The organism is Bacillus sp. AP50, from assembly GCF_040492675.1.
Taxonomy (GTDB): Bacteria; Bacillota; Bacilli; order Bacillales; family Bacillaceae_G; genus Bacillus_A; species Bacillus_A cereus.
Map to the genome: position 1 here is coordinate 1 of NZ_JBEUTW010000095.1, position 21,483 is coordinate 21,483.

A 21,483-nucleotide genomic window follows, 5' to 3' on the forward strand; every position below is an offset into this window, starting at 1 on the left:
CATCTGCAGCGTAAATCGAAATTTATCTACCTGCGAGCGGTGCTGATTTCTGAAGGACTATCGTTTATAATTATAAATAATTATTTTGAATCTACAACCGACAATTTACGTATGAAATGTCGCTTAAACAACAATATAATACCAATATGTTGTTTAAGTATAGAAAATTAAACGAGGAGAAGAAAAATGTCTATTAAAAATACAAATGATCCACGTGTAAAGCGAACGAGACAACTCATTCAGGATGCTTTTGTCGCTTTAGTAGGCGAAAAAGGCTTTGAAAATGTAACTGTGCAACATATCGCAGAACGCGCTCCTGTAAATCGCGCTACATTTTATAGCCATTACCATGATAAATATGACCTATTAGACAAAAGTATTGAAGAAATGTTAGAGAAGCTAGCAGAAGTAATTAAACCGAAAAATAGAAATAAAGAAGATTTTCAACTTACATTTGATTCACCTCACCCTACTTTTTTGGCTTTATTCGAACATATCGCAGAAAATGTAAACTTTTATAACGTTATGCTTGGGGATAAAGCTGCCGGAAACTACTCTTATAAAATGATGAAAACAATACAAGTGCATTTAACATTAAGCTTGTCTATTTCACAACCAGATGATGAAGATCTTATGGTTCCTCGTGATATTTTGATTAGTTATGTGACAGGGGCTCACATCGGAATGATTATGTCATGGTTAAAAAGAGGAATGATATATACTCCGCATTTTATGGCGATGCAATTAACTCGTTTAATTATTTTAGGCGCTCATACTGCAGCAGGATTAGAACGGCCTTTTTAAAACATAAAAAAGCGAAGGAGAATCTCCTTCGCTTTTTCTATTAATTAAATGTAATGTTATGTACAGCCTCTTTATCAAGACGTTTAATAACTTCTACAATTAACTTCACTGCATTTTCATAATCATCACGGTGTAACATTGCCGCATGAGAATGGATATAGCGCGTCGCAATTGTAATTGCCATAGAAGGAATACCATTTACAGCAATGTGAATCGCACCCGCATCCGTTCCTCCGCCCGCTACTGAATCATATTGATAAGGGATTTGTAATTCATCAGCAACATCAACTACGAAATCACGTAAACCTGTATGTCCAATAACAGAAGCATCATATAAAATGATTTGTGGTCCATCGCCCATTTTACTTTGTGCTTCTTTTGACGTTACACCCGGTGTATCTCCAGCGATACCAACATCTACTGCGAACGCGATATCTGGTTTAATATAATTCGCAGATGTTTTTGCGCCACGAAGACCAACTTCTTCTTGTACAGTTCCAACGCCATATACAACGTTTGGATGCTTTTCATCTTTTAATTGTTTTAATACGTCAATTGCAATTGCACAACCGATTCGGTTATCCCATGCTTTTGCAAGTAACATTTTTTCATTCTTCATCACTTGGAATTCAAAGTAAGGTACAACTTGATCTCCTGGTCGTACGCCCCACTCCATTGCTTCTTCTTGGCTAGAAGCACCGATATCGATGAACATGTCTTTAATTTCAACTGGCTTTTTACGAGCTTCTGGAGGTAAAATGTGCGGTGGTTTTGAACCAATTACACCTGTTACATCTCCTTTACGCGTTACAATCGTCACGCGTTGCGCAAGCATAACTTGTGACCACCAGCCACCAACCGTTTGGAAGCGAAGGAAACCTTTGTCATCGATTTGTGTAATCATAAATCCAACTTCATCCAAATGACCTGCAACCATAATTTTCGGGCCGTTTTCTTCCCCTACTTTTTTTGCAACTAAACTCCCTAAGTTATCAGTAGAAAGTTCGTCCGCAAACGGCTCGATATATTTCTTCATTACTTCACGTGGTTCACGTTCGTTACCAGCAATACCACGTGCATCCGTTAATTCTTTTAGCATTGTCAATGTCGCGTCTAATTTTGTCATTGCCAACACCCTCCTTTTTCTTCAGTCAATTCATTATACAATAATTAAATTGAAATATTCAAAAATTAAATTAGTATCCTTGTGTTTGACGCTGATGATTTACTTCATTTTTATCTAAATATGCTTTTTCAATCTCTTCTTGCTCAAATTCAAGTGCTTGTCCAAGTCGAAGATAGCTCGTAAATAATTCAATATAGTTTGTAATAGATGGTTGATCTGTAAAACGAATTACTTTCGCATATGTGTCTAAGAAAATTTCCACTTGTGTTTTATTCGTTTGTGCACATTTATAGAATAGGAAGTTTTTATCAATACCTAAATCAATTCCGATTGATAAAATAAAATGCAAACCATCTACGTACTCTTCTAATATCACTTCACGCTCCGAAGCTGGTTTGTTGCTCCAATATTTAAAACAACGTGTTTCATTTGCAAGTTCTCCAATTTCTACAAGAAGAGCTAACATTTTTTCTTTTAACAATTTTTTCGGTTGTAAGTCATGTTCTTTTGCAATACGGTCATCTAATTCTTTTTGTAATTTAAATAGTTGTAGTAAGTCCATTCTATTGTCCTCCTCCAACATCGCATTTTACGCAACAATGTTGTTTCATCTCAAAGTTCATTATTATGTTTCAGTTCTTATGAATAAGTCAGCTATCTACCTCTTTATAAAATAGCTTGTCCTTAATTTACAAATACGTTTCAGTCATCGCTCTTAAATTGTTCATCTGATGAAAGTTCCATATCATCTTTCCATTATAGCAGTGTCGTTTCGGCTAGGAAAGATACTCTTCTTTCCAAAAGAGCAGAATTAAAAAAAGCCAGGAGTATTCTCCTGACTTCATATGTATATTCTTCTATACTGCTATAACTTTTATATTGATTTTGTCATATTGATAATGACATAGTCGTTAATCTTTAGAATTTCTTTTCACTTCTAACTTCTCTTTGAATACAAATAAAAAACCTTAGAAGAAAATTCTTCTAAGGTTTTAACTAATTAATTAGTTAATGTTGTTTTTTGCAACTGTTGCTAATTCAGCGAAAGCTTTTTCGTCATGAACAGCTAAGTCAGCAAGCATCTTGCGGTTAACTTCGATGCCAGCATTTTTAAGACCGTGCATTAAGCGGCTGTAAGAAAGACCATTCATACGAGCTGCTGCGTTGATACGTGTAATCCATAATTTACGGAAGTCACGTTTCTTTTGACGGCGGTCACGGAATGCATACATTAGAGATTTCATAACCTGTTGGTTAGCAACCTTGAATAATGTATTTTTTGAACCGTAGTAACCTTTTGCTAATTTAATTACTTTTTTACGACGTTGACGAGTAACTGTACCACCTTTTACTCTTGGCATAATATTACCTCCTAATTGTTCTATATATCAGCCGAACTTATTTTAAGTTGTCAAGCATTTGACGAATGCGTTTGAAGTCACCAGCGCTTACTACACCAGCTTTACGTAGTTTACGTTTAGCTTTTGTAGATTTGTTAGCGAATAAATGGCTTGTGTAAGCGTGAGAACGTTTCAGTTTACCTGATCCAGTCTTTTTGAAACGCTTTGCAGCGCCGCGATGAGTTTTTTGTTTAGGCATAGGTATTTCCTCCTCTATCTATTACTTATCGTTTTTCGGTGCTAAAACTAAGAACATACTGCGTCCTTCCATTTTAGGCTTAGATTCAACTGTACTAACTTCAGCACAAGCTTCTGAGAAGCGATCTAAAACACGTTGACCGATTTCTTTATGAGTAATGGCACGTCCTTTAAAGCGAATTGACGCTTTAACCTTGTCGCCTTTCTCTAAAAACTTGATAGCATTACGAAGTTTTGTGTTAAAGTCGTGTTCATCAATTGTTGGACTTAAACGAACTTCTTTCATGCTAATTACTTTTTGATTTTTGCGCTGCTCTTTTTCTTTCTTCTGTTGCTCAAAGCGGAATTTACCGTAGTCCATAATGCGGCATACTGGCGGTTTCGCATTTGGAGCAACTAATACTAAATCAAGATTAAGATTTGCAGCTAAGTCTAAAGCGTCATTACGAGACTTGATTCCAAGTTGATCGCCATTTGCGCCAACTAAACGTACTTCACGTGCACGAATTTGCTCGTTAATCATCATATCCTTGCTAATAGTAAGCCACCTCCAAGGTTTTCTCAGAACATATTTTGTAGTCATAGAACCCGAACAAAAAAAGTGCGGGCATACGACACCCACACTTGTAAAATCTTAAGTAAGAAATACATTTACCTGTTAACTGCGAATGCGTCCATCAGGTGAGAAGCGGGTGCTTCTACTTGTTCCACAAAACAATATTCTATTATCCTTGATGAGTTTATCATAGGACATGACGTCTGTCAAGAAGACGCGATGTGTTTTACTAACAACAAGAAATATTGTAACAAACAACTAACATACTTGCAATACTTTTTTATGATAAGTGTCACATGGTTATTTTTTCTAATTTCTCTCGAGTATATTACATAAAAAAGCCGCGGTATACCGCGGCTTTTTCTTATCGTTTTCCTTCTACTTTAATCATGTCAACAAAAGCATCTAATGCGATTGTTTCTGATTTTTGTTCACCATATTTACGTACGTTTACGCCGTTTTCAGTTACTTCATTGTCACCTACTACAAGCATGTACGGAATTTTTTGCATTTGTGCTTCACGGATTTTGTAACCGATCTTCTCTTCACGAGTGTCTAATTCAACACGGATACCAGCACGACGCAATTCGTCTTGTACTTTCTTCGCATAGTCTAAATGTACTTGCGGAGAAACTGGAATTACTTGTACTTGAACTGGAGCTAACCATGTTGGGAATGCACCTTTGTATTCTTCAATTAAGAAGGCTACAAAACGTTCCATAGTTGATACAACACCACGGTGAATTACAACTGGACGATGTTGTTTACCGTCTTCGCCAACGTATGATAATTCAAAGCGTTCTGGAAGTAAGAAGTCTAATTGTACAGTTGAAAGTGTTTCGTCTTTTCCAAGAGCAGTACGAACTTGAACATCAAGTTTTGGACCGTAGAATGCCGCTTCACCTTCAGCTTCATAGTAATCAAGACCCATTTCATCCATAGCTTCTTTTAACATACCTTGTGCTTTTTCCCACATCTCATCATCCGCATAATACTTTTTAGTATCTGCTGGGTCGCGGTAAGATAGACGGAATGAGTAGTTCTCTAAACCGAAATCTTTGTACACTTCTAGAGTTAAGTTTACAACACGTTTTAACTCTTCTTTAATTTGATCTGGACGAACGAAAATGTGCGCATCGTTTAAAGTCATTCCGCGTACACGTTGTAATCCAGATAACGCACCTGACATTTCATAACGGTGCATTGTTCCAAGTTCTGCAATACGGATTGGTAATTCACGGTAGCTGTGAATATCATTTTTATAAACCATCATATGATGAGGACAGTTCATTGGACGAAGAACTAATTCTTCGTTATCCATTTCCATTGATGGGAACATGCCATCACGGTAGTGGTTCCAGTGACCAGAAGTTTCATAAAGCTCTCTGCTCCCTAGTACTGGAGTATATACGTGATCATAGCCTAAGCTTGCTTCTTTATCAACGATGTAACGCTCGATAATGCGGCGGATTGTTGCACCTTTTGGTAACCAAAGTGGTAAACCTTGTCCTACTTTTTGGCTATTAGTAAATAGTTTTAATTCTTTACCTAATTTACGGTGATCGCGCTCTTTCGCTTCTTCAAGCATACGTAAGTGCTCATCTAATTCTGCTTTCTTAACGAATGCAGTACCGTAAATACGTTGTAGCATTTTATTATTGCTATCGCCGCGCCAGTAAGCACCTGCAACGCTTAATAATTTAAACACTTTAATTTTCCCTGTAGATGGAAGGTGAACACCACGACAAAGGTCGAAAAATTCGCCTTGCTCATAGATTGAAATAACTGCATCTTCTGGAAGATCGTTAATTAAATCTAATTTTAACTCATCGCCGATTTCTTCAAAGCGACGAATTGCTTCTGCACGTGGTACTTCATGACGAACGATTTCTAAGTTCTCGTTCACGATTTTTTGCATTTCTTTTTCGATTTTCTTGAAGTCTTCAACTGTAATTGCTTCTTCCATATCAATATCGTAGTAGAAGCCATTTTCAATTACTGGACCAATGCCAAGCTCAACCTTAACATCTTTATATAAACGTTTTAACGCTTGTGCTAAAAGGTGGGCTGTTGAATGGCGTAAAATATATAGGCCATCTTCAGAATCTAATGTAATGATAGAAACTGCACCATCTTCTTCGATTGGTGTAACAAGATCGATCATCTCATCGTTTAATTTTCCAGCTACAGCTTTTTTCTTTAAGCCTGGGCTAATAGAAGCTGCGATTTCTTCAGTTGTTACGCCTTTTGGAAACTCCTTCACAGCTCCATCAGGGAAAGTAATTTTAACTACATCTGCCATCACTGGTCACTCCTCTTTTTCTCAAAATAAAAAACACTCATCCCGTAAAAAGGGACGAGTGTTGAATTCGTGGTTCCACCCTTGTTCCAATTAACATAATTGTTAATTGCTCAAGTTCAACATAACGGTGTTGTCCGTTAGCAATTACTAGAAAAACCGTTCACTGCTAAAGTTTAGAGGTGGTAAGTAATAATCCCGTACTAGGAAGCTCACACCCTAAGGCTTCCCTCTCTGAAAATCGTAGAAAACTACTCATGTCCTCATCATGACATTTCAATATATTTCATTTATGTAGGTAATTATATGCTCAAAAACTTAGAAAATCAAGGGCGTTACCTTTATTTTTTAAATTTTTCACATTGCGCTCAAAATCATGTAATCCATGTAATTGGACCCGTTCTTGGAACACATTTCGCAAAGTAATAATCATATTATGGTCTTGTTCTTTCGTATATAAATAAATCTTTTTAGGCGAAATAGAAAGAAGCGGCGCAATTACTTTCGTATCAATATATACATCATTTTGCTTTAATAATTCCTCATCTATATATTGGACCAACTTCTCCTGTTTTAAACGTCTACCTTTATCATCATAAAAGATAAAGCTTTCATCAAAAATAAGATGCACGCAAGACAAACGTGATTTACGGCTACTTACTTGTTGCCGAAGCGTCTCAATGAACATTTGGTATTCTTGCTCCATCTTATATTCATCAATTGCCACTTCCGCAAGTTTAGCCACCATTTCCCTATATGTACGAAGACGAAAACGGATATATGATGAAAACGAGAATGAGAGCGGATCACAAAGCCAATTATTTAAAGAAGACTTAATATATGACTCAAATGCGTTACGCGTTAAATCCTGAGCTACACCTTTTCTTCTTCCCTTTAAAATCTCATGTGCCATGTGCAATATTTGATGACACTCTTCTTGTTCTTCATAAAAAAACTTTTCTTTTAAAATCGTATAAATCCACTCATTTTGTTTCACATTCACAATGAAATACACCATTACTGGCAATAAGATTTTTTCAATATAATTCGATTCACGTACTGGTATGTGAATCACCACTTTTTGTTCCTGTAAATACACACTCGTTTCCTTATATAACACTTCCGCTCTTTTCAGCAATTGTCTATATACGTGCATAGCATCATTTTTTTCTTCGAAGCAAATTTCAATCACTTTTGTCCCCCCTTTTATCCCCGCTCTAAAGGACTGTATCTATACGTTACAAATCCTATAAGAGTCCGTCCCGCGTGAATTTCACTCTTAGTAGAATCACATTTCCTATCGTTAGAAAATCCACTCAATATGGCTTGCTAATTTTATATATATTAAGGGAGGGAGAAAAAAATGATACAAGCTACTATGAATTTTTATTGTATACTTTACTTATCAATAAAAGGGGGTATCTGAATGTTTGAATATAAATTCGTAAAAGTCGAATTACATTGGGGGTTCACTCGCTCAAAACCAGCTGAAGACTACCAAGAAATTATTCAAGAACATGCTAGAGATGGCTGGAGGTTCGTACAGATTGTTGCCCCTACGTTTGGCAGTTCTGGACAATCTGAATATTTCGATCTCATATTCGAAAAGAAAATATCACTATAATACAAAAAAAGAGCAAGCTGAGAAGCTTACTCTTTTACTTATGACGACGGTTTTTCCCACCAATTGGAATTGGTTTCGCTAAATATTTAATTCTCTCCATAATACGTGCTGCTTTCATTTCTTCAGCCTCACCACGCTGCGTATACGTTAAATGGTGTTCCAGTTGTTTAAAATCAAAATTAGACGTAAAGAACGTCGGTAAGTTTTCTAACATACGGAATTGCAAGATTGCACCAAGCACATCGTCACGCACAAAGCTTGACATCGCTTCTGCCCCGATATCGTCTAACATTAAAACTTGTACGCGTTTAACCGCATCAATCTTTTCACCAATCGAATTATCTTGAATTGAACTTTTAATTTCACGTAAAAATTCCGGGAAGTATACGAGCATCGAACTTATTTTCTTTCGAGCAAGCTCGTTCGCTATTGCTCCTAAAAGGTACGTTTTTCCTACACCAAATTTACCGTACAAATATAAACCTTGTGCTTTTTGACCTGGTTCATATGTACTTAAAAATTCATTCGCTGCACCAATTGCATCGATACGTGCATTTAAATCAGAAGGGTCTAAGTTTTCCATAGTTGCCTGCAAAATATCCGTTGGCATATATACACTTTGAACGAGTTTTTCATATTTCTTTCTCTCGTCATGCGCTACTTTTCTAACGCAGCGATCGTATTGAATATCAATCATCTTCCCTTGAATAACAAGCTTTGGCTCATAACCTTGTAGCATATTTTTACATGAACCTAAATCCGGACAATCCACGCAACCTACACTTTGTCCAATATATTCATATAACTTCACAAGACTGCGCTCAATCATAGAAGTCGTTACTTCACCCTTATGTTCGTCTATAAATTCTTTCACACGCGGATGCGCCATTACTTCTGCCTTTAGTACTTCATATCTATTTTTAAAGTTTTCATTTTCCATTAATTTTGCAAATGAATTTTGAATATGCTCCATTTTCTCACCTCAAAGAGCGTTCATTCTCTTCTATTAATCACGCTTATATTTTTTTAACACTTCTTCTAGTCGTTTTCTTTCATCTTCTAGCGTACTTGCATCTTTTTCTACACTTGTATCTTTCTTCTCTGTTTCTTTCTCTTGTTCTTTCGGCTCTTCTTCCTTAAGCCAATCTGGCACCATTTCTTTCCGCACCGTTTTCTTCGCCGTACGGCCTTTTTTCTTCGTCTCAGCCCACTCTTGATATTGACGGTTCTCTTCTTTCGCTAACGCCATCGCGTCCGCTACTGTACCGACCTTTTTACGTGCCCAATGCCCAGCAATCTTCTCGACATACGTTTTCGCAAGTTTCATATCTGAGCGTAGCATAACGTAATAAATAAGTACATTCACAACTCCTGGTGTCAATTTTTGATTAATCATGACATCTTCAACGATCTGCAAGTCCGCTTTCGTTGCCTCTGCACCACCAGAAATCTCTTTCAATAGTTGTTTTGGCGAGATTTCCTCTAGCTGCTTTATTAACATCTCCTCTTGCGATGAAGGCTCTTTCTCTTTCATCGTACGTGCAGCATGAGGCTGTACTCTTTCACTTAATACCGGTAATGCTTGACCATTTTCAAATTGATACCAATCGCGCGCTCCTTTTCTAAGCCTTTCCGTATCAATTGTTTGCATCTCTGTCACTGCACCAAGAACGATATTTTGCATCGATAACACATCTACACCATACACGTAAGCAAGTGTTATAACGCAGTCTCTCACTTGATCTGTAATCGCCTTTTTAGGAACAAGAGCGGACAATCCATCTACAAATAAAGAGAAATCAAAGAAATCATTCCAAACTTTCGGAGCGTCTCCCTTCTCGTTACTTGGCATAGTTGTCGTTTTTGGAATACGAAGGTCTTCTTGCGCATGCTCAAGCTGTCCTGGATTAAACGAACCAAACACATCATTGAAAGAACGCGTAACATTTTCATAAGAAGCAAAATCAAATTCTTCTTCTAAGAAATATTGCTTTACTTGATTATATTTTGTCCGGCTCAATCGATTGTATAAAAAGATACTTAAAACAATATCATCAAAAAACTGCTTCGGAGATAAAGGTGGTTGCAACTCATATATGAACATTCGAATATCTTTTTCTTTCTTAATATATACCTTCAATAGCCCAATTGCCTCTAACTTTACTCGTTCCTCATATATTTCAGGAAGTTGCATTTGCATAGTCACCATAAGGGAATGATGCGTATTCTCTTTTCCAAATACACGATCTTGCTCTAGCTCTCCCCATAGTGTCATGTATAAGCTAAAAGCTCTACTACCTATTAACGGCTGATACAACATCGTTAACACTTTTCGGTCGTAATTGTGCAGTAGCCCTTTCGCACTTACTTTATAACGATCAATCGGCAATAGCTCCATCCATGACTGTTTTTCCATTCTTGCTTTTCCTTTCTCTCATCCAATCTATCCTCTACTTCATTCGTTCTATCTTCATTATATAAATTCTTAGTGAAAAAGAGCTATTAGCTTGCGCTTCTAGCTCTCTTATCCTATTACTTACGGTATGTAAAGAGAATAAAATACAACTTCTACTCTCTTTCTTTTTGCAGTATATCTTTTAATTCTTCAATAAATACATTTAAATCTTTAAATTGACGATATACAGAAGCAAAACGTACGTAAGCAACATCATCAATATCGCGAAGTTCTTCCATGACAATTTCACCAATCATATCACTTTTCACTTCTGATATACCTAAATTACGCAGTTCACGTTCCACGCTTTGTGTTACTTCTTCTAATTGTCTTAAAGATACTGGTCTTTTTTCACACGCTTTAATTAAACCACGTAAAATCTTTTCTTTATTAAACTCTTCTCGTGTGCCTTCTTTTTTTACAACGATAAGAGGTGACTCTTCTACCCTTTCAAAGGTCGTAAAGCGACTTAAGCAGCTTTCACACTCTCTCCTTCTTCGAATAGAGCGCCCCTCGTCTACCGGACGCGAATCTAACACTCTTGTACCATTATGAGAACAGGATGGACAACGCAATACATTCACTCCTTTACACTATACTCTTTATTTTTCTCTACTCACTTCACCTAAAATATATATACAATATTATATAACTCATTCTAACTCTCTTACCACTTTAAGTTTCAGCGCATCACTTTATCATCTCATCCTTAAAAATAAGATGGTATATAGAGCACTACCTCATTTGCAAGAATCCAATTTATTCAACTAACGAGTACGTTATATTTTTCCTTTTTTATAAACTAAAAAAGAGGTGCATTATACACCTCTTTACATTTTAAATCAATTATGTTCTTTTTTAAAGAGCTTTTGTTTCTCTCTGCTTAATTTCGAAGCTACCAGTTCCTCGAGGAAGCTCGATGCTCTCACGCGTTTTCGCGTTTAAACCTTCTGCAATATATTCTGCAGCAACATTTGGATCAATACGATCCCCACAAGTATAAACATCAATACTTGCGTAACCGTGCTCCGGAAAGCTATGAATTGTTAAATGTGATTCCGAGATAATTACTACTCCACTTACACCTTGTGGTGCAAATTTATGGAAAGCAACCTCACGCACTTCAGCACCAGCTTTTAGTGCTGCATCCACAAATAATTGTTCAATGTACGGCATGTCATTCAGTTTGTCGAAATCGCAATCCCAAAGTTCAGCAATCACGTGACGACCCATCGTATCCATAGTATCCATTCTACAGTTCCCCCTTGTAAATTTATTCTAACTGTTCGAATTGAAAACTAATTTGCAATTTGGCTTGCTCCACTACCACGGGGGAAAGTTAGTCCAGAGAGGTCCTAACCCTTTAAGTAGTGACTACGTACCTCAGCTCTTAAGTTTACGAGTGTTAGTATACTTTGTTTATTTTCATTTTGCAACAACAGTTTTTTCGATTTTCTGTCATATTTTCCTCTTTACTTTTCCCTAAAAAAAATAAACGATTCACAAATGCAGTAATCACAACGCTTCGTGGTATGTCCACTTTTTTAAATATACTTATATAATTTTTTTCCTTTTCAGAAAAAATTAAAAAAAGAGGGCAAATGTTGCCTTGCCCTCTCCTCCCTTATTCACTTAAATGTGTTGCACATTTTCTTGTTTCGCTAACTCTTCAACAACTAACGTTACAAGATCTACAACACGACGAGAGTAGCCCCACTCGTTATCATACCAAGCAAGTACTTTCACTTTACGATCACCCATTACCATTGTAGATAAACCATCAATAATAGCTGAGTGTGTATTTGTATTAAAGTCGATAGATACTAAAGGCTCTTCGCTGAATTCTACAATACCTTTTAACGCACCGTTTGCAACAGTTTTGAATGCATCGTTAATGGCTTCAACTGTCACATCGCGTTTTACATCTACTACTAAATCAACAAGAGACACGTTTGGTGTTGGTACACGAAGTGCCATACCATGAAGTTTTCCGTTTAAATGTGGAAGAACTTTTGCTAGCGCTTTCGCAGCACCTGTCGTTGTCGGAATGATTGATTGTCCGCAAGCACGTGCTCTTCTTAAATCTTTATGTGGGTTATCAATATTTTTTTGGTCATTTGTATAAGCGTGAACTGTCGTCATTAAACCGTTTTCAATTCCAAACTGCTCATCTAACACCTTCACAACAGGCGCTAAACAGTTTGTTGTACAAGATGCATTTGAAATAACAGTATGTTTTGTAATATCTAATTGGTCTTCGTTCACACCAACTACAATTGTTACATCTTCATTTTTACCAGGCGCTGTTAAAATTACTTTTTTCGCTCCAGCTTCAACGTGAAGAATTGCTTTTTCTTTTGAATTAAATTTACCAGTTGCTTCAATTACAACTTCAACACCTAAATCTGTCCAAGGCAATTCCTTTGGATCGCGGTTGTTTAAAAGGCGAATCATTTTTCCATCAACTAATAAGTGATCTTCAAATGCTTCTACTGTTCCGTCAAACTTGCCATGAACTGTATCATATTTAATTAAGTGTGCTAACGTTTCAGATGGATAGCTTGCATTGATTGCTACAATTTCGAATGCGCTTTCTTTTATTGCTTGACGAAATACCATTCTCCCAATACGTCCAAATCCATTAATTGCCACACGAGTCATAATATGTTATCCCCCTTGAATGCGTTATACTATTTATCTCCAATCCCAATAATAGTATAACACAAAAAGGGGATATGTCACTAAGCATTTTCATTAATTTCACAATTTTTTAGTCAATAATGTTCCACTTCTTTAAAATTACCTGCAATTGTGTTTTCGTTCCCATAATTGTGCCATCATTATTTATCACTTCATCTGCATTTTTCACTTTTTCTTCTAACGGCATTTGAGATTGAATACGAGCTGTTGCTTCTTCTTCTGAAAAGTTATTTCGTTTCATTAAACGTTCTAATTGCGTATGCGGCTTAACCGCTACAACTAAAATGCGGTCAACGAGACTTGTTAATTTGCTTTCAAATAAGAGAGGAATATCTAACACAACCGCTTGCATACCTTCTTTTATGTACATTTCCTTTTGCCTATTCATTTCCTCACGCACTGCAGGATGAACAATTTTATTTAACTGCAATCGTTTTTCTTCATTATAGAAAACGACACTTCCTAGTTTTGGACGATCTAGTTCTCCATCTTCTTGTAACACTTCCGTTCCAAATACTTCTACTATTTTGTTATATGCTGGTTTTCCTCGCTCTACAACTTCTCGTGCAATAATATCTGCATCAATAACTGGTATGCTCAGTTCACGAAACATTTGAGACACTGTACTTTTTCCACTTGCAATGCCTCCTGTTAATCCAATTACTACTGTCATCATAATCCTCCTCATAATAAAAGGCGCGAAACTAATGTTCCACGCCCATACTTACATTTTCCAAATTCCAATAATAATGAGTAATACTCCAGGCAGGAATGTAAATTTTTGTAACCACTTCATATTCGATAAAACCGTTCCAAGTTTCATTCCAATAAATAAAAACAAAGAACTCATAATTGCAACTAATATCGCCATCATAGCGGGTGCATACCCTAATAAAGATGCACCAATTCCGGCACCAAATGAGTCTACAGAAAGAGCGATACCAAGAAGCAATGCTTCTCCTGCAGAAATGGTGCCTGATTTATCAAAATCTGCTACAGTCGGTTTCCGTAAAATTTGAATCACTAGCCCTAGTGAGGCAATCTCTAATTTCCAGACCTTCTCCTCTTGCTTCGGTTCTTCTTTTTTCTCACTTCGAAAAAATTGATATAATACCCAAATCCCTATTCCAATAAGAACAAGCCCACCGATACGCGTTGCGATAACAGGTGAAAATACTTTCGCGATCATATGTCCAATTCCCATTGAAACAAGCATAACAGCCGCTGAACACATTCCGATAATTATAATTGATCTTAGTGGAATTCTTACGCTTCTTAAACCATATGTTAGCCCTACACTACAGCTATCCAAGCTTAATGTAAAAGCTAATAAAATAAGAGATAAATAAAGGTACATCGGTAAGCTCCTCCCTTATACATAGCTCTGCTGTATGTATATGACAAATGCCTATCCGATGTTATCTCTTTTCTATATTCTAGGCTGACAAATTGGGCAGTAATGCGTTCCTCGCCCGCCAACAACTGTTTTTTCTAATATCGTGCCACAAGTTACGCACGGCTCTCCTTTTTTCCCATATACATTTAGGAGTTCTTGGAAAGAACCAATTTGCCCTTGTGAGTTGATATACGTCCGAATTGTACTTCCGCCACGCTTTACTGCTTCGCCTAGCGTTGTAACGGTAGCCTCATAAATTCGCTCAATTTCTTCTACTGTTAAAGACGAAGCTTCTCGTTCCGGATGAATTTGAGAACGGAATAAAACTTCATCTACATATATATTTCCAAGCCCTACTAAAAGACGCTGATCCAGTAGCACAACTTTTATTTTACGATTTGTCTTTTGTAATCTTTCTTGTAAATACTGCGGTGTCATTTCAGCATCAAATGGCTCCGGACCTAAGTCCGCAAGAGGCATTTGGTTCATTTCTTCACCTTTCTTAAAGAGATGCATCGTACCAAACTTTCTCACATCTTTATAATGTAATTCCGTTCCATCTGTAAATAAGAAACGGACGTGCGTATGTTTATCAATCGGCTCATCCTCTTGATGTAGTAAAAACTTACCTTCCATACGCAAATGTGAAACAATAACATAATTCGTTACATATAAAAGCAAAAACTTTCCTCTTCGCTTTATATTTTCAATCTTCTCGCCTTTTAGCATTTCTTTAAAGATTTCTGCATCATCCGGTCGTTTCACTATTTTTGGATAAGTAACAATAACATCTTCAATCGTTTTTCCTGTTACAAGATTTTCAAGTGTCCGTCTGACGTTTTCAACCTCTGGTAATTCAGGCATTTCATCACTTCCTTATTTTGCGTCGTACCAAGTTGGACCGTAAGAATAATCAACTTTCAGCGGAACTGCAAGTTCAATTGCATGCTCCATTACTTCAGGTACAAGCTTCTCTAATTTTTCAATTTCTTCTTTTGGCGCTTCAAATATCAATTCATCGTGTACTTGCAGAAGAAGACGTGCTTGTAATCCTTCTTCTTCTAAACGATCCGCCATAATAATCATCGCTTTTTTAATAATATCTGCGGCAGTACCTTGAATTGGTGTATTCATCGCTGTACGCTCAGCGAAGCTACGTAAATTGAAATTACGACTCGTAATTTCTGGAATATAACGGCGACGATTTAATAATGTAGCCACATATCCTTTTTGTTTCGCATCTTTTACGATGTCCTCCATGTATTCTTGTACACCAGGGAAACTTTCTAAATACTTTTCAATAAATTCCGCTGCTGCTTTTCTTGTAATTCCTAAGTTTTGTGAAAGACCATAATCACTAATACCATATACAATTCCGAAGTTAACAGCTTTCGCTTGTCGTCTCATATTTGAAGTTACTTCATCTTTTTTAACGCCAAATACATCCATAGCTGTTTTCGTATGAATATCCATATCATGTTGGAATGCTTCAACTAGCCCTTTATCATTTGCAATATGAGCTAATACACGCAGTTCGATTTGTGAGTAATCAGCCGCATACATAATCCATCCTTCTTCTGACGGAACAAATGCCTGACGAATCTTTCTTCCTTCTTCTAATCGAATCGGGATATTTTGCAAGTTCGGATCCGTTGAACTTAATCGACCTGTTTGCGTTAACACTTGATTAAAGCGAGTATGAATTTTAGATGAATCTTCATGTACAACTTTCAATAAACCTTCAATGTAAGTTGAATTTAGTTTCCCTAATTGACGATAATGTAAAATATTTGGAATAATTTCATGGTGATTCATAAGCTTATCTAGTACATCAGCTGACGTAGAATAACCTGTTTTCGTCTTTTTAATAACCGGCAAGTTTAAGTTCTCAAACAGAATAACACCAAGCTGCTTCGGTGAATTAATATTAAATTCTGTTCCCGCAAGCTTATAAATTTCCTGTTCCATTTCCTTTAATCTACCCGCAAGTTCTTCTCCCATATTACGAAGACGCTCTGTATCAACTTTTACACCCTTTACTTCCATATCAGCTAATACACGTGCAAGCGGCAATTCTAACTCTGTAAACAGTTCATATTGCTCATTCTTCTTTAACTCTTCAACGAATGTTTGCTTTACATCATATAATACATGCACTTTACGAGCCACATGCTCCGCTACTACCTCTAACTTTGGAACAGCACGCTTCGCACCTTTTCCGTAAACTTCTTCATCAGATTTCACAGCATGCGTTTCTTTCATTTTCGCTACAGTACGGAAGTCTTTATCCGTATCAGCTGGATCAAGTAAATAAGCAGCGATTAATAGATCAAAGTCAATCCCTTGCATATCTATCCCATTCCATTTCAGTGCAACGATTGCACGCTTCGCATCAAATGTATGCTTTCTCATTTCTCCATCTGCAAGCCACTCTTTAAAAGCATCTGACTTAAGAGCAATGTCTGTCTGAATAAAGTAACATCCATTTTCATTTTGAATACCGAAACCTTGAATGTCTGCTTTATGATAGTTATCTTCTTGTACTTCAACGATAAGCGCACTATCTTGCTGAAGCATTTCTTCTGTAACTTCTTCCACAATATCAAATGTAATATCATCTAATTCAGCTGGAGCAGTTTCTTCTGGCGTAACGCCTAATTTATTTAAAAGGGATGTAAATCCTAAACTCTCGAACATTGGAATGACATCACTTGCTTCATATCCTTTATACGCCATATCATCCACATGAACTGTAATCGGCGCATCTGTAATAATAGTTGCAAGATCCTTACTCATAAGAGCTTGTTCTTTATTTTCTTCCAGTTTTTCTTTTAATTTCTTCCCACTTACTTGATCTATATTTTCATACACCGCTTCAACCGTTCCAAACTGTGTTAACAATTTAATTGCCGTTTTTTCACCAACTCCTGGTACACCCGGTATATTATCTGACTGGTCTCCCATTAAACCTTTCATATCGATAATTTGCTTTGGTGATAAGCTGTATTTTTCAAATAAAGCTTCTTTCGTATATTCATCCACTTCTGTAATCCCTTTTCGCGGAATACATACAAGCGTGTTATCAGAAACAAGTTGAAGTAAATCTTTATCTCCTGAAATAACTTTTACACTTGCCCCTTGCTCACTCGCTTCTTTCGCTAACGTTCCCATGATGTCATCCGCTTCATAATTTTCTAATTCATAACGCGGTACATTGAACGCATCCAGCATCTCACGAATAAACGGGAACTGCTCTGATAATTCAGGTGGAGTCTTTTGACGCCCTCCTTTATACTCACTATACGTTTTATGACGGAACGTTGTTTTGCCTGCATCAAACGCCACTAACATATGAGTTGGCTTTTCTTCCTCTAATATTCTCATTAACATCATTGTAAAACCGTAAATTGCGTTCGTATGTATACCTTTGTCGTTATTTAAAAGCGGTAGTGCAAAGAATGCACGATACGCGATATTATTACCATCTACTAATACGACCTTTTTTTCCAAAATCGAAACCTCCCCATACAAATTTGAAATGATTTTTTTCACAGAAAAAAACCGTTCCTTTCCTCTCTCTATATTAACATGACTAATAGAGAGAAGAAAAATAACGGCTATTTTCTTTCATATATAAAACAGACTTATATTGGCATAAAGGGAAGTGACGAGAACAGCTTAACTATTCTCGTCCAAAATTACTCCTTGGATGAAGGGGTTTTCATGTATTATATTAACAGAGCTTTATTAATATTTAATTAAGCCATTGTTAATATATTGTAAACATCCTTCATCCTATTTTTCAGTTGCTGATTTCGGTAAAACAACTGTAAACGTTGTTCCTTCTCCAACTTCACTATCTACTGTAATCGTACCTTGATGCGCCTCAACTAAATGCTTTACGATCGACAATCCAAGGCCGGTACCACCAGTATTTCTACTTCTTGCTTTATCCACCCGGTAGAAACGTTCAAAAATACGCGGAATTTCCTCTTTACTAATACCAATTCCAGTATCCGATACTTTTATATAAGCATTATATTTATCTTCCGCTAACTCTACTGAAACAACGCCTCCAGCCGGTGTATATACGATTGCGTTATTAATTAAATTAATAAAGATTTGTTTCAAACGACTTGGATCTCCAATAACAGAGGCACGTTTTAATACATTCACTTGTAAAGAGATTTCTTTTTCTCCTGCTTTATTATCAAGCACCATATGAATATCTTCAAGCAGCCCCTTCATGTCAACGGTTCCCATATTTAATTTAAATCCTTGTTGTTCGATCTTCGACAAATCTAATAAATCTTCAATTAATCCTTGCATGCGCTCACTTTCTTTTAAAATAATGTGCAAGAAATGTTCGCAGAATTTTTTATTATCCATCGCTCCGTCTAAGAGTGTTTCTGAAAAACCTTTAATAGAAGTAATCGGTGTCTTTAATTCATGAGAAACATTCGCTAAAAAGTCTTTTCTCATTTGTTCTAATTTCTTTAACTCTGTTATGTCATGGAATACGAGAACAATCCCTTTCCATTCATGGTTTGTCCCGATAATAGGCGCTCCATATACTTCGAAATGCTTCCGTTCAATTCCAAGTGGTAATAACATTTGTTTACGCACTTTCACTTCTGTCATAAAGATTTCTTCTACAAGCTCAATAATTTCTGTATGATGAAACGATTCATAATATAAGCGATCTAAATATTCTTCATCTGTTACGTGGAAAGTTTCCTTATAAGAGCGGTTTACAAGGTTTATATATCCTCGGCTATCAATTAAAATCATTCCGCTTCCCATATTTTCAATTAACGTATGCAGACGATCTTGCTGCATTTCTTGTTCAAGTGTCATCTCTTGTAAATTTCGTGCTAAAATATTAATCGCTTTACTCAGCATTCCTGTTTCATCCGAATGACTTTCGTATGCACGTGCTTTATAATTACCCTTTGCCAATTCAATTGCAACTTTCGTAACCGATTCAATCGGTCTAATATATTGCCCTGTAATTTTCATACCTAAAAATACAACTACGAGACAAGCAATGACAAATCCGATAATTAATAATCCCCACGTTTTTTGATGTACGTCTCTTAAAGGATCAATTATACTTTTCACCAAAATGTATCCTTGTTTTCCTTCTACATCTTGAACGAACACCGCATGATAAAATTCATTCTTTCGATCCGTTTCTTTCGTAATTACTTTACTTCGTTGTTTTGCCACTTCCGAAGAAAGTTCTTTAATCGTCTCTGGACTAAATGCCAATTCTTGTCCTTTTCTATATTGAACTTTCTTTTTTTCATCCAAAAATACGATAGAAGCTGGTATTTTTTCTTCTAACTTTTCAAATACGTATGGATTTTTTAAGACATTATCAAAACCTTGCTCTTCTGCTAACGTCGCAACATACTCCGTCTCTTTTACCATTCTCTCTTTAGCATGATCTATATAGTAGTTTTCAAACACAGTTTCTAGTAATAAACCTAGTCCAACTAAAATAAATACAATAAGAGAAACAAATGTAAAAAGAAGCCTGGAACGAAATTTATTCATTCCCTTTTGGCTCCTCTAATTTATATCCTAAACCACGTATCGTTTTAATGTACGTCGGTTTTTTCGTATTTTGTTCAATTTTATCGCGCAAATGGCTAATATGAACATCAACAATTCGTGTATCACCAGCAAAATCATAATTCCATACAGCACTTAATAATTGATCACGTGTCAACACGCGACTTTTATTTTTCGCAAGATACACAAGTAGTTCAAATTCTTTTGGTGTTAATTCAAGCTTTCTTCCTTGGAAATAAGCCTCATAAAACTCCGGTAAAATTTTAAGTTCTGCAATTGTGATGCTATCTTCATCTGGCGCTTCTGCAACTTGTTCTTCTTGTTGTAATTTCGTACGGCGCAAAATCGCCTTCACACGAGCAACTACTTCTCTTGGACTAAATGGCTTTGTCATATAATCATCTGCCCCAAGTTCAAGGCCTAGCACCTTATCAAACTCATCATCTTTTGCCGTTAACATTAAAATCGGCGTCATAACGCGCTGCAATCGTAATTCTTTACACACTTCCATACCATCCATTTTCGGAAGCATTAAATCTAATATAATTAAATCTGGGCGTTCTGTTGTCGCTTTTTGAAGCGCCATTTCTCCATCCATCGCTGTTATAACTTCAAACCCAGCTTGTTGTAAATTAAATTCGATTAAAGTTAAGATAAATTCCTCATCATCAACTACTAAAATACGATTGTTCATTCTTTTCCTCCAAGTTATAGACTTGAAACCTTCTTCATCCTAGTATTTTCCCCGTTATTCTCATCATACTAGAAAACAAGGTCCCTCTCAATATAATTGTCTATTAATGGATTCGGATTGTGCTATTGTTATTCCTAAAAACAATTACGTTCGCCTCAATTATGTTTTGTTATCCATACTTTATATACTTCCATATCGTTATTAAATTCTACTTCCGTATGAATATTGAGTTCTCGATTTTGCGCTAAGAGAAAAGATAAAGCATACGCTATTTTATAATCTGGTGTTTCATATCCATCAAATACTCTCCCGTACATTTCATTCACAAACCCGTCTGCCCACACTTCAGCTTCTCTTACCGTTTCAAAGATCACTCTTCTCTTTTCCACCTCACCTAAAAAACCACTCCTTTAATTGACTTCAATTACCGATAATAATATTATTAATCTTAATATATAAATTAATAATATTCGGAGGTCTATTATGCGACTAATACTATCCATTCTATCTTTAGCAGTCACATGTATCCTTGCTTTTAACGCTCCTAGCTGGGATACGATTAAAACGGGTTGCTCAGAATTTGCTGAAGGGTTCAAAGAAGGGTTTTTCAACTAAAAATAGCGCTAGCATCCTTATTAAAGGTATGCTAGCGCT

At 36.4% G+C, this 21,483-nt stretch carries 21 protein-coding genes, 1 pseudogene and 2 other annotated features; of the genes and pseudogenes, 3 read left to right on the top strand and 19 right to left on the bottom strand.

The features are described from left to right. The first annotated feature begins 186 nt into the window (after positions 1–186). Positions 187–804, top strand: a complete 618-nt coding sequence (locus ABWK52_RS08790; protein WP_000023661.1) for a TetR/AcrR family transcriptional regulator — start codon at positions 187–189, stop codon at positions 802–804. 40 nt (positions 805–844) lie between these two features. On the opposite strand, the gene ABWK52_RS08795 is transcribed toward ABWK52_RS08790, so the two are convergent. The 7 genes from ABWK52_RS08795 to ytxC all read right to left on the bottom strand — a co-directional run bounded on the left by ABWK52_RS08795 (position 845) and on the right by ytxC (position 7,575). Beyond that, on the bottom strand, positions 845–1,930 hold the full coding sequence (locus ABWK52_RS08795) for a M42 family metallopeptidase (protein ID WP_000163555.1): 1,086 nt from the start codon (positions 1,928–1,930) through the stop codon (positions 845–847). 70 nt (positions 1,931–2,000) lie between these two features. Continuing rightward, entirely contained in the window at positions 2,001–2,492 is a 492-nt protein-coding gene (locus ABWK52_RS08800; protein WP_000365050.1) for a dUTP diphosphatase, read from the bottom strand. A 442-nt stretch (positions 2,493–2,934) separates the two neighbouring features. Then, positions 2,935–3,291 carry a 50S ribosomal protein L20 gene (rplT, locus tag ABWK52_RS08805; protein WP_001138362.1) on the bottom strand — a complete coding sequence of 119 codons (357 nt, stop codon included), beginning with the start codon at positions 3,289–3,291 and terminating at the stop codon, positions 2,935–2,937. A gap of 37 nt (positions 3,292–3,328) precedes the next feature. Continuing rightward, positions 3,329–3,529 (bottom strand): 50S ribosomal protein L35, encoded by a 201-nt coding sequence (rpmI, locus tag ABWK52_RS08810; protein ID WP_001125945.1) that lies wholly within the window; start codon positions 3,527–3,529, stop codon positions 3,329–3,331. A 21-nt stretch (positions 3,530–3,550) separates the two neighbouring features. Continuing rightward, on the bottom strand, positions 3,551–4,054 hold the full coding sequence (gene infC / locus ABWK52_RS08815; RefSeq protein ID WP_000973215.1) for a translation initiation factor IF-3: 504 nt from the start codon (positions 4,052–4,054) through the stop codon (positions 3,551–3,553). Positions 4,055–4,117: 63 nt separating this feature from the next. Next, positions 4,118–4,238: a sequence feature (ribosomal protein L20 leader region), on the bottom strand. A gap of 210 nt (positions 4,239–4,448) precedes the next feature. Then, on the bottom strand, positions 4,449–6,386 hold the full coding sequence (gene thrS, locus ABWK52_RS08820; protein ID WP_000786083.1) for a threonine--tRNA ligase: 1,938 nt from the start codon (positions 6,384–6,386) through the stop codon (positions 4,449–4,451). Positions 6,387–6,433: 47 nt separating this feature from the next. Beyond that, positions 6,434–6,662: a binding site (T-box leader), on the bottom strand. Between the two features lie 31 nt (positions 6,663–6,693). After that, complete coding sequence (ytxC, locus tag ABWK52_RS08825) at positions 6,694–7,575, bottom strand: putative sporulation protein YtxC (RefSeq protein WP_000569629.1); 882 nt, start codon at positions 7,573–7,575, stop codon at positions 6,694–6,696. Between the two features lie 234 nt (positions 7,576–7,809). Between ytxC and ABWK52_RS08830 the strand changes: the two genes are divergently transcribed. Continuing rightward, positions 7,810–8,007 (top strand): DUF4177 domain-containing protein, encoded by a 198-nt coding sequence (locus ABWK52_RS08830; RefSeq protein WP_098541181.1) that lies wholly within the window; start codon positions 7,810–7,812, stop codon positions 8,005–8,007. Between the two features lie 34 nt (positions 8,008–8,041). On the opposite strand, the gene dnaI is transcribed toward ABWK52_RS08830, so the two are convergent. The 12 genes and pseudogenes from dnaI to ABWK52_RS08890 form a co-directional block, all read right to left on the bottom strand. Further along, positions 8,042–8,980 carry a primosomal protein DnaI gene (gene dnaI, locus ABWK52_RS08835; RefSeq protein ID WP_061654518.1) on the bottom strand — a complete coding sequence of 313 codons (939 nt, stop codon included), beginning with the start codon at positions 8,978–8,980 and terminating at the stop codon, positions 8,042–8,044. 33 nt (positions 8,981–9,013) lie between these two features. After that, on the bottom strand, positions 9,014–10,423 hold the full coding sequence (locus tag ABWK52_RS08840) for a replication initiation and membrane attachment family protein (RefSeq protein WP_000415029.1): 1,410 nt from the start codon (positions 10,421–10,423) through the stop codon (positions 9,014–9,016). 152 nt (positions 10,424–10,575) lie between these two features. Next, positions 10,576–11,037 (bottom strand): transcriptional regulator NrdR, encoded by a 462-nt coding sequence (nrdR, locus tag ABWK52_RS08845; protein ID WP_001203687.1) that lies wholly within the window; start codon positions 11,035–11,037, stop codon positions 10,576–10,578. Positions 11,038–11,320: 283 nt separating this feature from the next. Next, positions 11,321–11,704, bottom strand: coding sequence for an adenosylmethionine decarboxylase (gene speD / locus ABWK52_RS08850; protein ID WP_098413228.1), 384 nt, complete (start codon positions 11,702–11,704; stop codon positions 11,321–11,323). 390 nt (positions 11,705–12,094) lie between these two features. Then, on the bottom strand, positions 12,095–13,123 hold the full coding sequence (locus ABWK52_RS08855) for a glyceraldehyde-3-phosphate dehydrogenase (RefSeq protein WP_000198974.1): 1,029 nt from the start codon (positions 13,121–13,123) through the stop codon (positions 12,095–12,097). Positions 13,124–13,232: 109 nt separating this feature from the next. After that, positions 13,233–13,835, bottom strand: a complete 603-nt coding sequence (gene coaE / locus ABWK52_RS08860; protein ID WP_000219315.1) for a dephospho-CoA kinase — start codon at positions 13,833–13,835, stop codon at positions 13,233–13,235. A gap of 51 nt (positions 13,836–13,886) precedes the next feature. Next, positions 13,887–14,519 carry a sporulation membrane protein YtaF gene (gene ytaF, locus ABWK52_RS08865; RefSeq protein ID WP_000281743.1) on the bottom strand — a complete coding sequence of 211 codons (633 nt, stop codon included), beginning with the start codon at positions 14,517–14,519 and terminating at the stop codon, positions 13,887–13,889. A 72-nt stretch (positions 14,520–14,591) separates the two neighbouring features. After that, on the bottom strand, positions 14,592–15,422 hold the full coding sequence (mutM, locus tag ABWK52_RS08870; RefSeq protein ID WP_001114478.1) for a DNA-formamidopyrimidine glycosylase: 831 nt from the start codon (positions 15,420–15,422) through the stop codon (positions 14,592–14,594). Between the two features lie 12 nt (positions 15,423–15,434). Further along, on the bottom strand, positions 15,435–18,068 hold the full coding sequence (gene polA, locus ABWK52_RS08875) for a DNA polymerase I (protein ID WP_000412804.1): 2,634 nt from the start codon (positions 18,066–18,068) through the stop codon (positions 15,435–15,437). 285 nt (positions 18,069–18,353) lie between these two features. Then, complete coding sequence (gene phoR, locus ABWK52_RS08880; protein ID WP_001032106.1) at positions 18,354–20,117, bottom strand: sensory box histidine kinase PhoR; 1,764 nt, start codon at positions 20,115–20,117, stop codon at positions 18,354–18,356. Further along, the gene (phoP, locus tag ABWK52_RS08885) at positions 20,110–20,829 is read right to left on the bottom strand and encodes a two-component system response regulator PhoP (RefSeq protein ID WP_001065220.1); all 720 of its coding nucleotides are present in this window, start codon (positions 20,827–20,829) and stop codon (positions 20,110–20,112) included. Before phoP ends, phoR begins: the two co-directional genes overlap by 8 nt. Before the next feature lie 155 nt (positions 20,830–20,984). Continuing rightward, a pseudogene (locus ABWK52_RS08890) lies at positions 20,985–21,223 on the bottom strand (hypothetical protein). Between the two features lie 89 nt (positions 21,224–21,312). Here ABWK52_RS08890 and ABWK52_RS08895 point away from each other — a divergent pair. Beyond that, the gene (locus ABWK52_RS08895) at positions 21,313–21,444 is read left to right on the top strand and encodes a hypothetical protein (RefSeq protein ID WP_001237022.1); all 132 of its coding nucleotides are present in this window, start codon (positions 21,313–21,315) and stop codon (positions 21,442–21,444) included. Positions 21,445–21,483 lie beyond the last annotated feature (39 nt).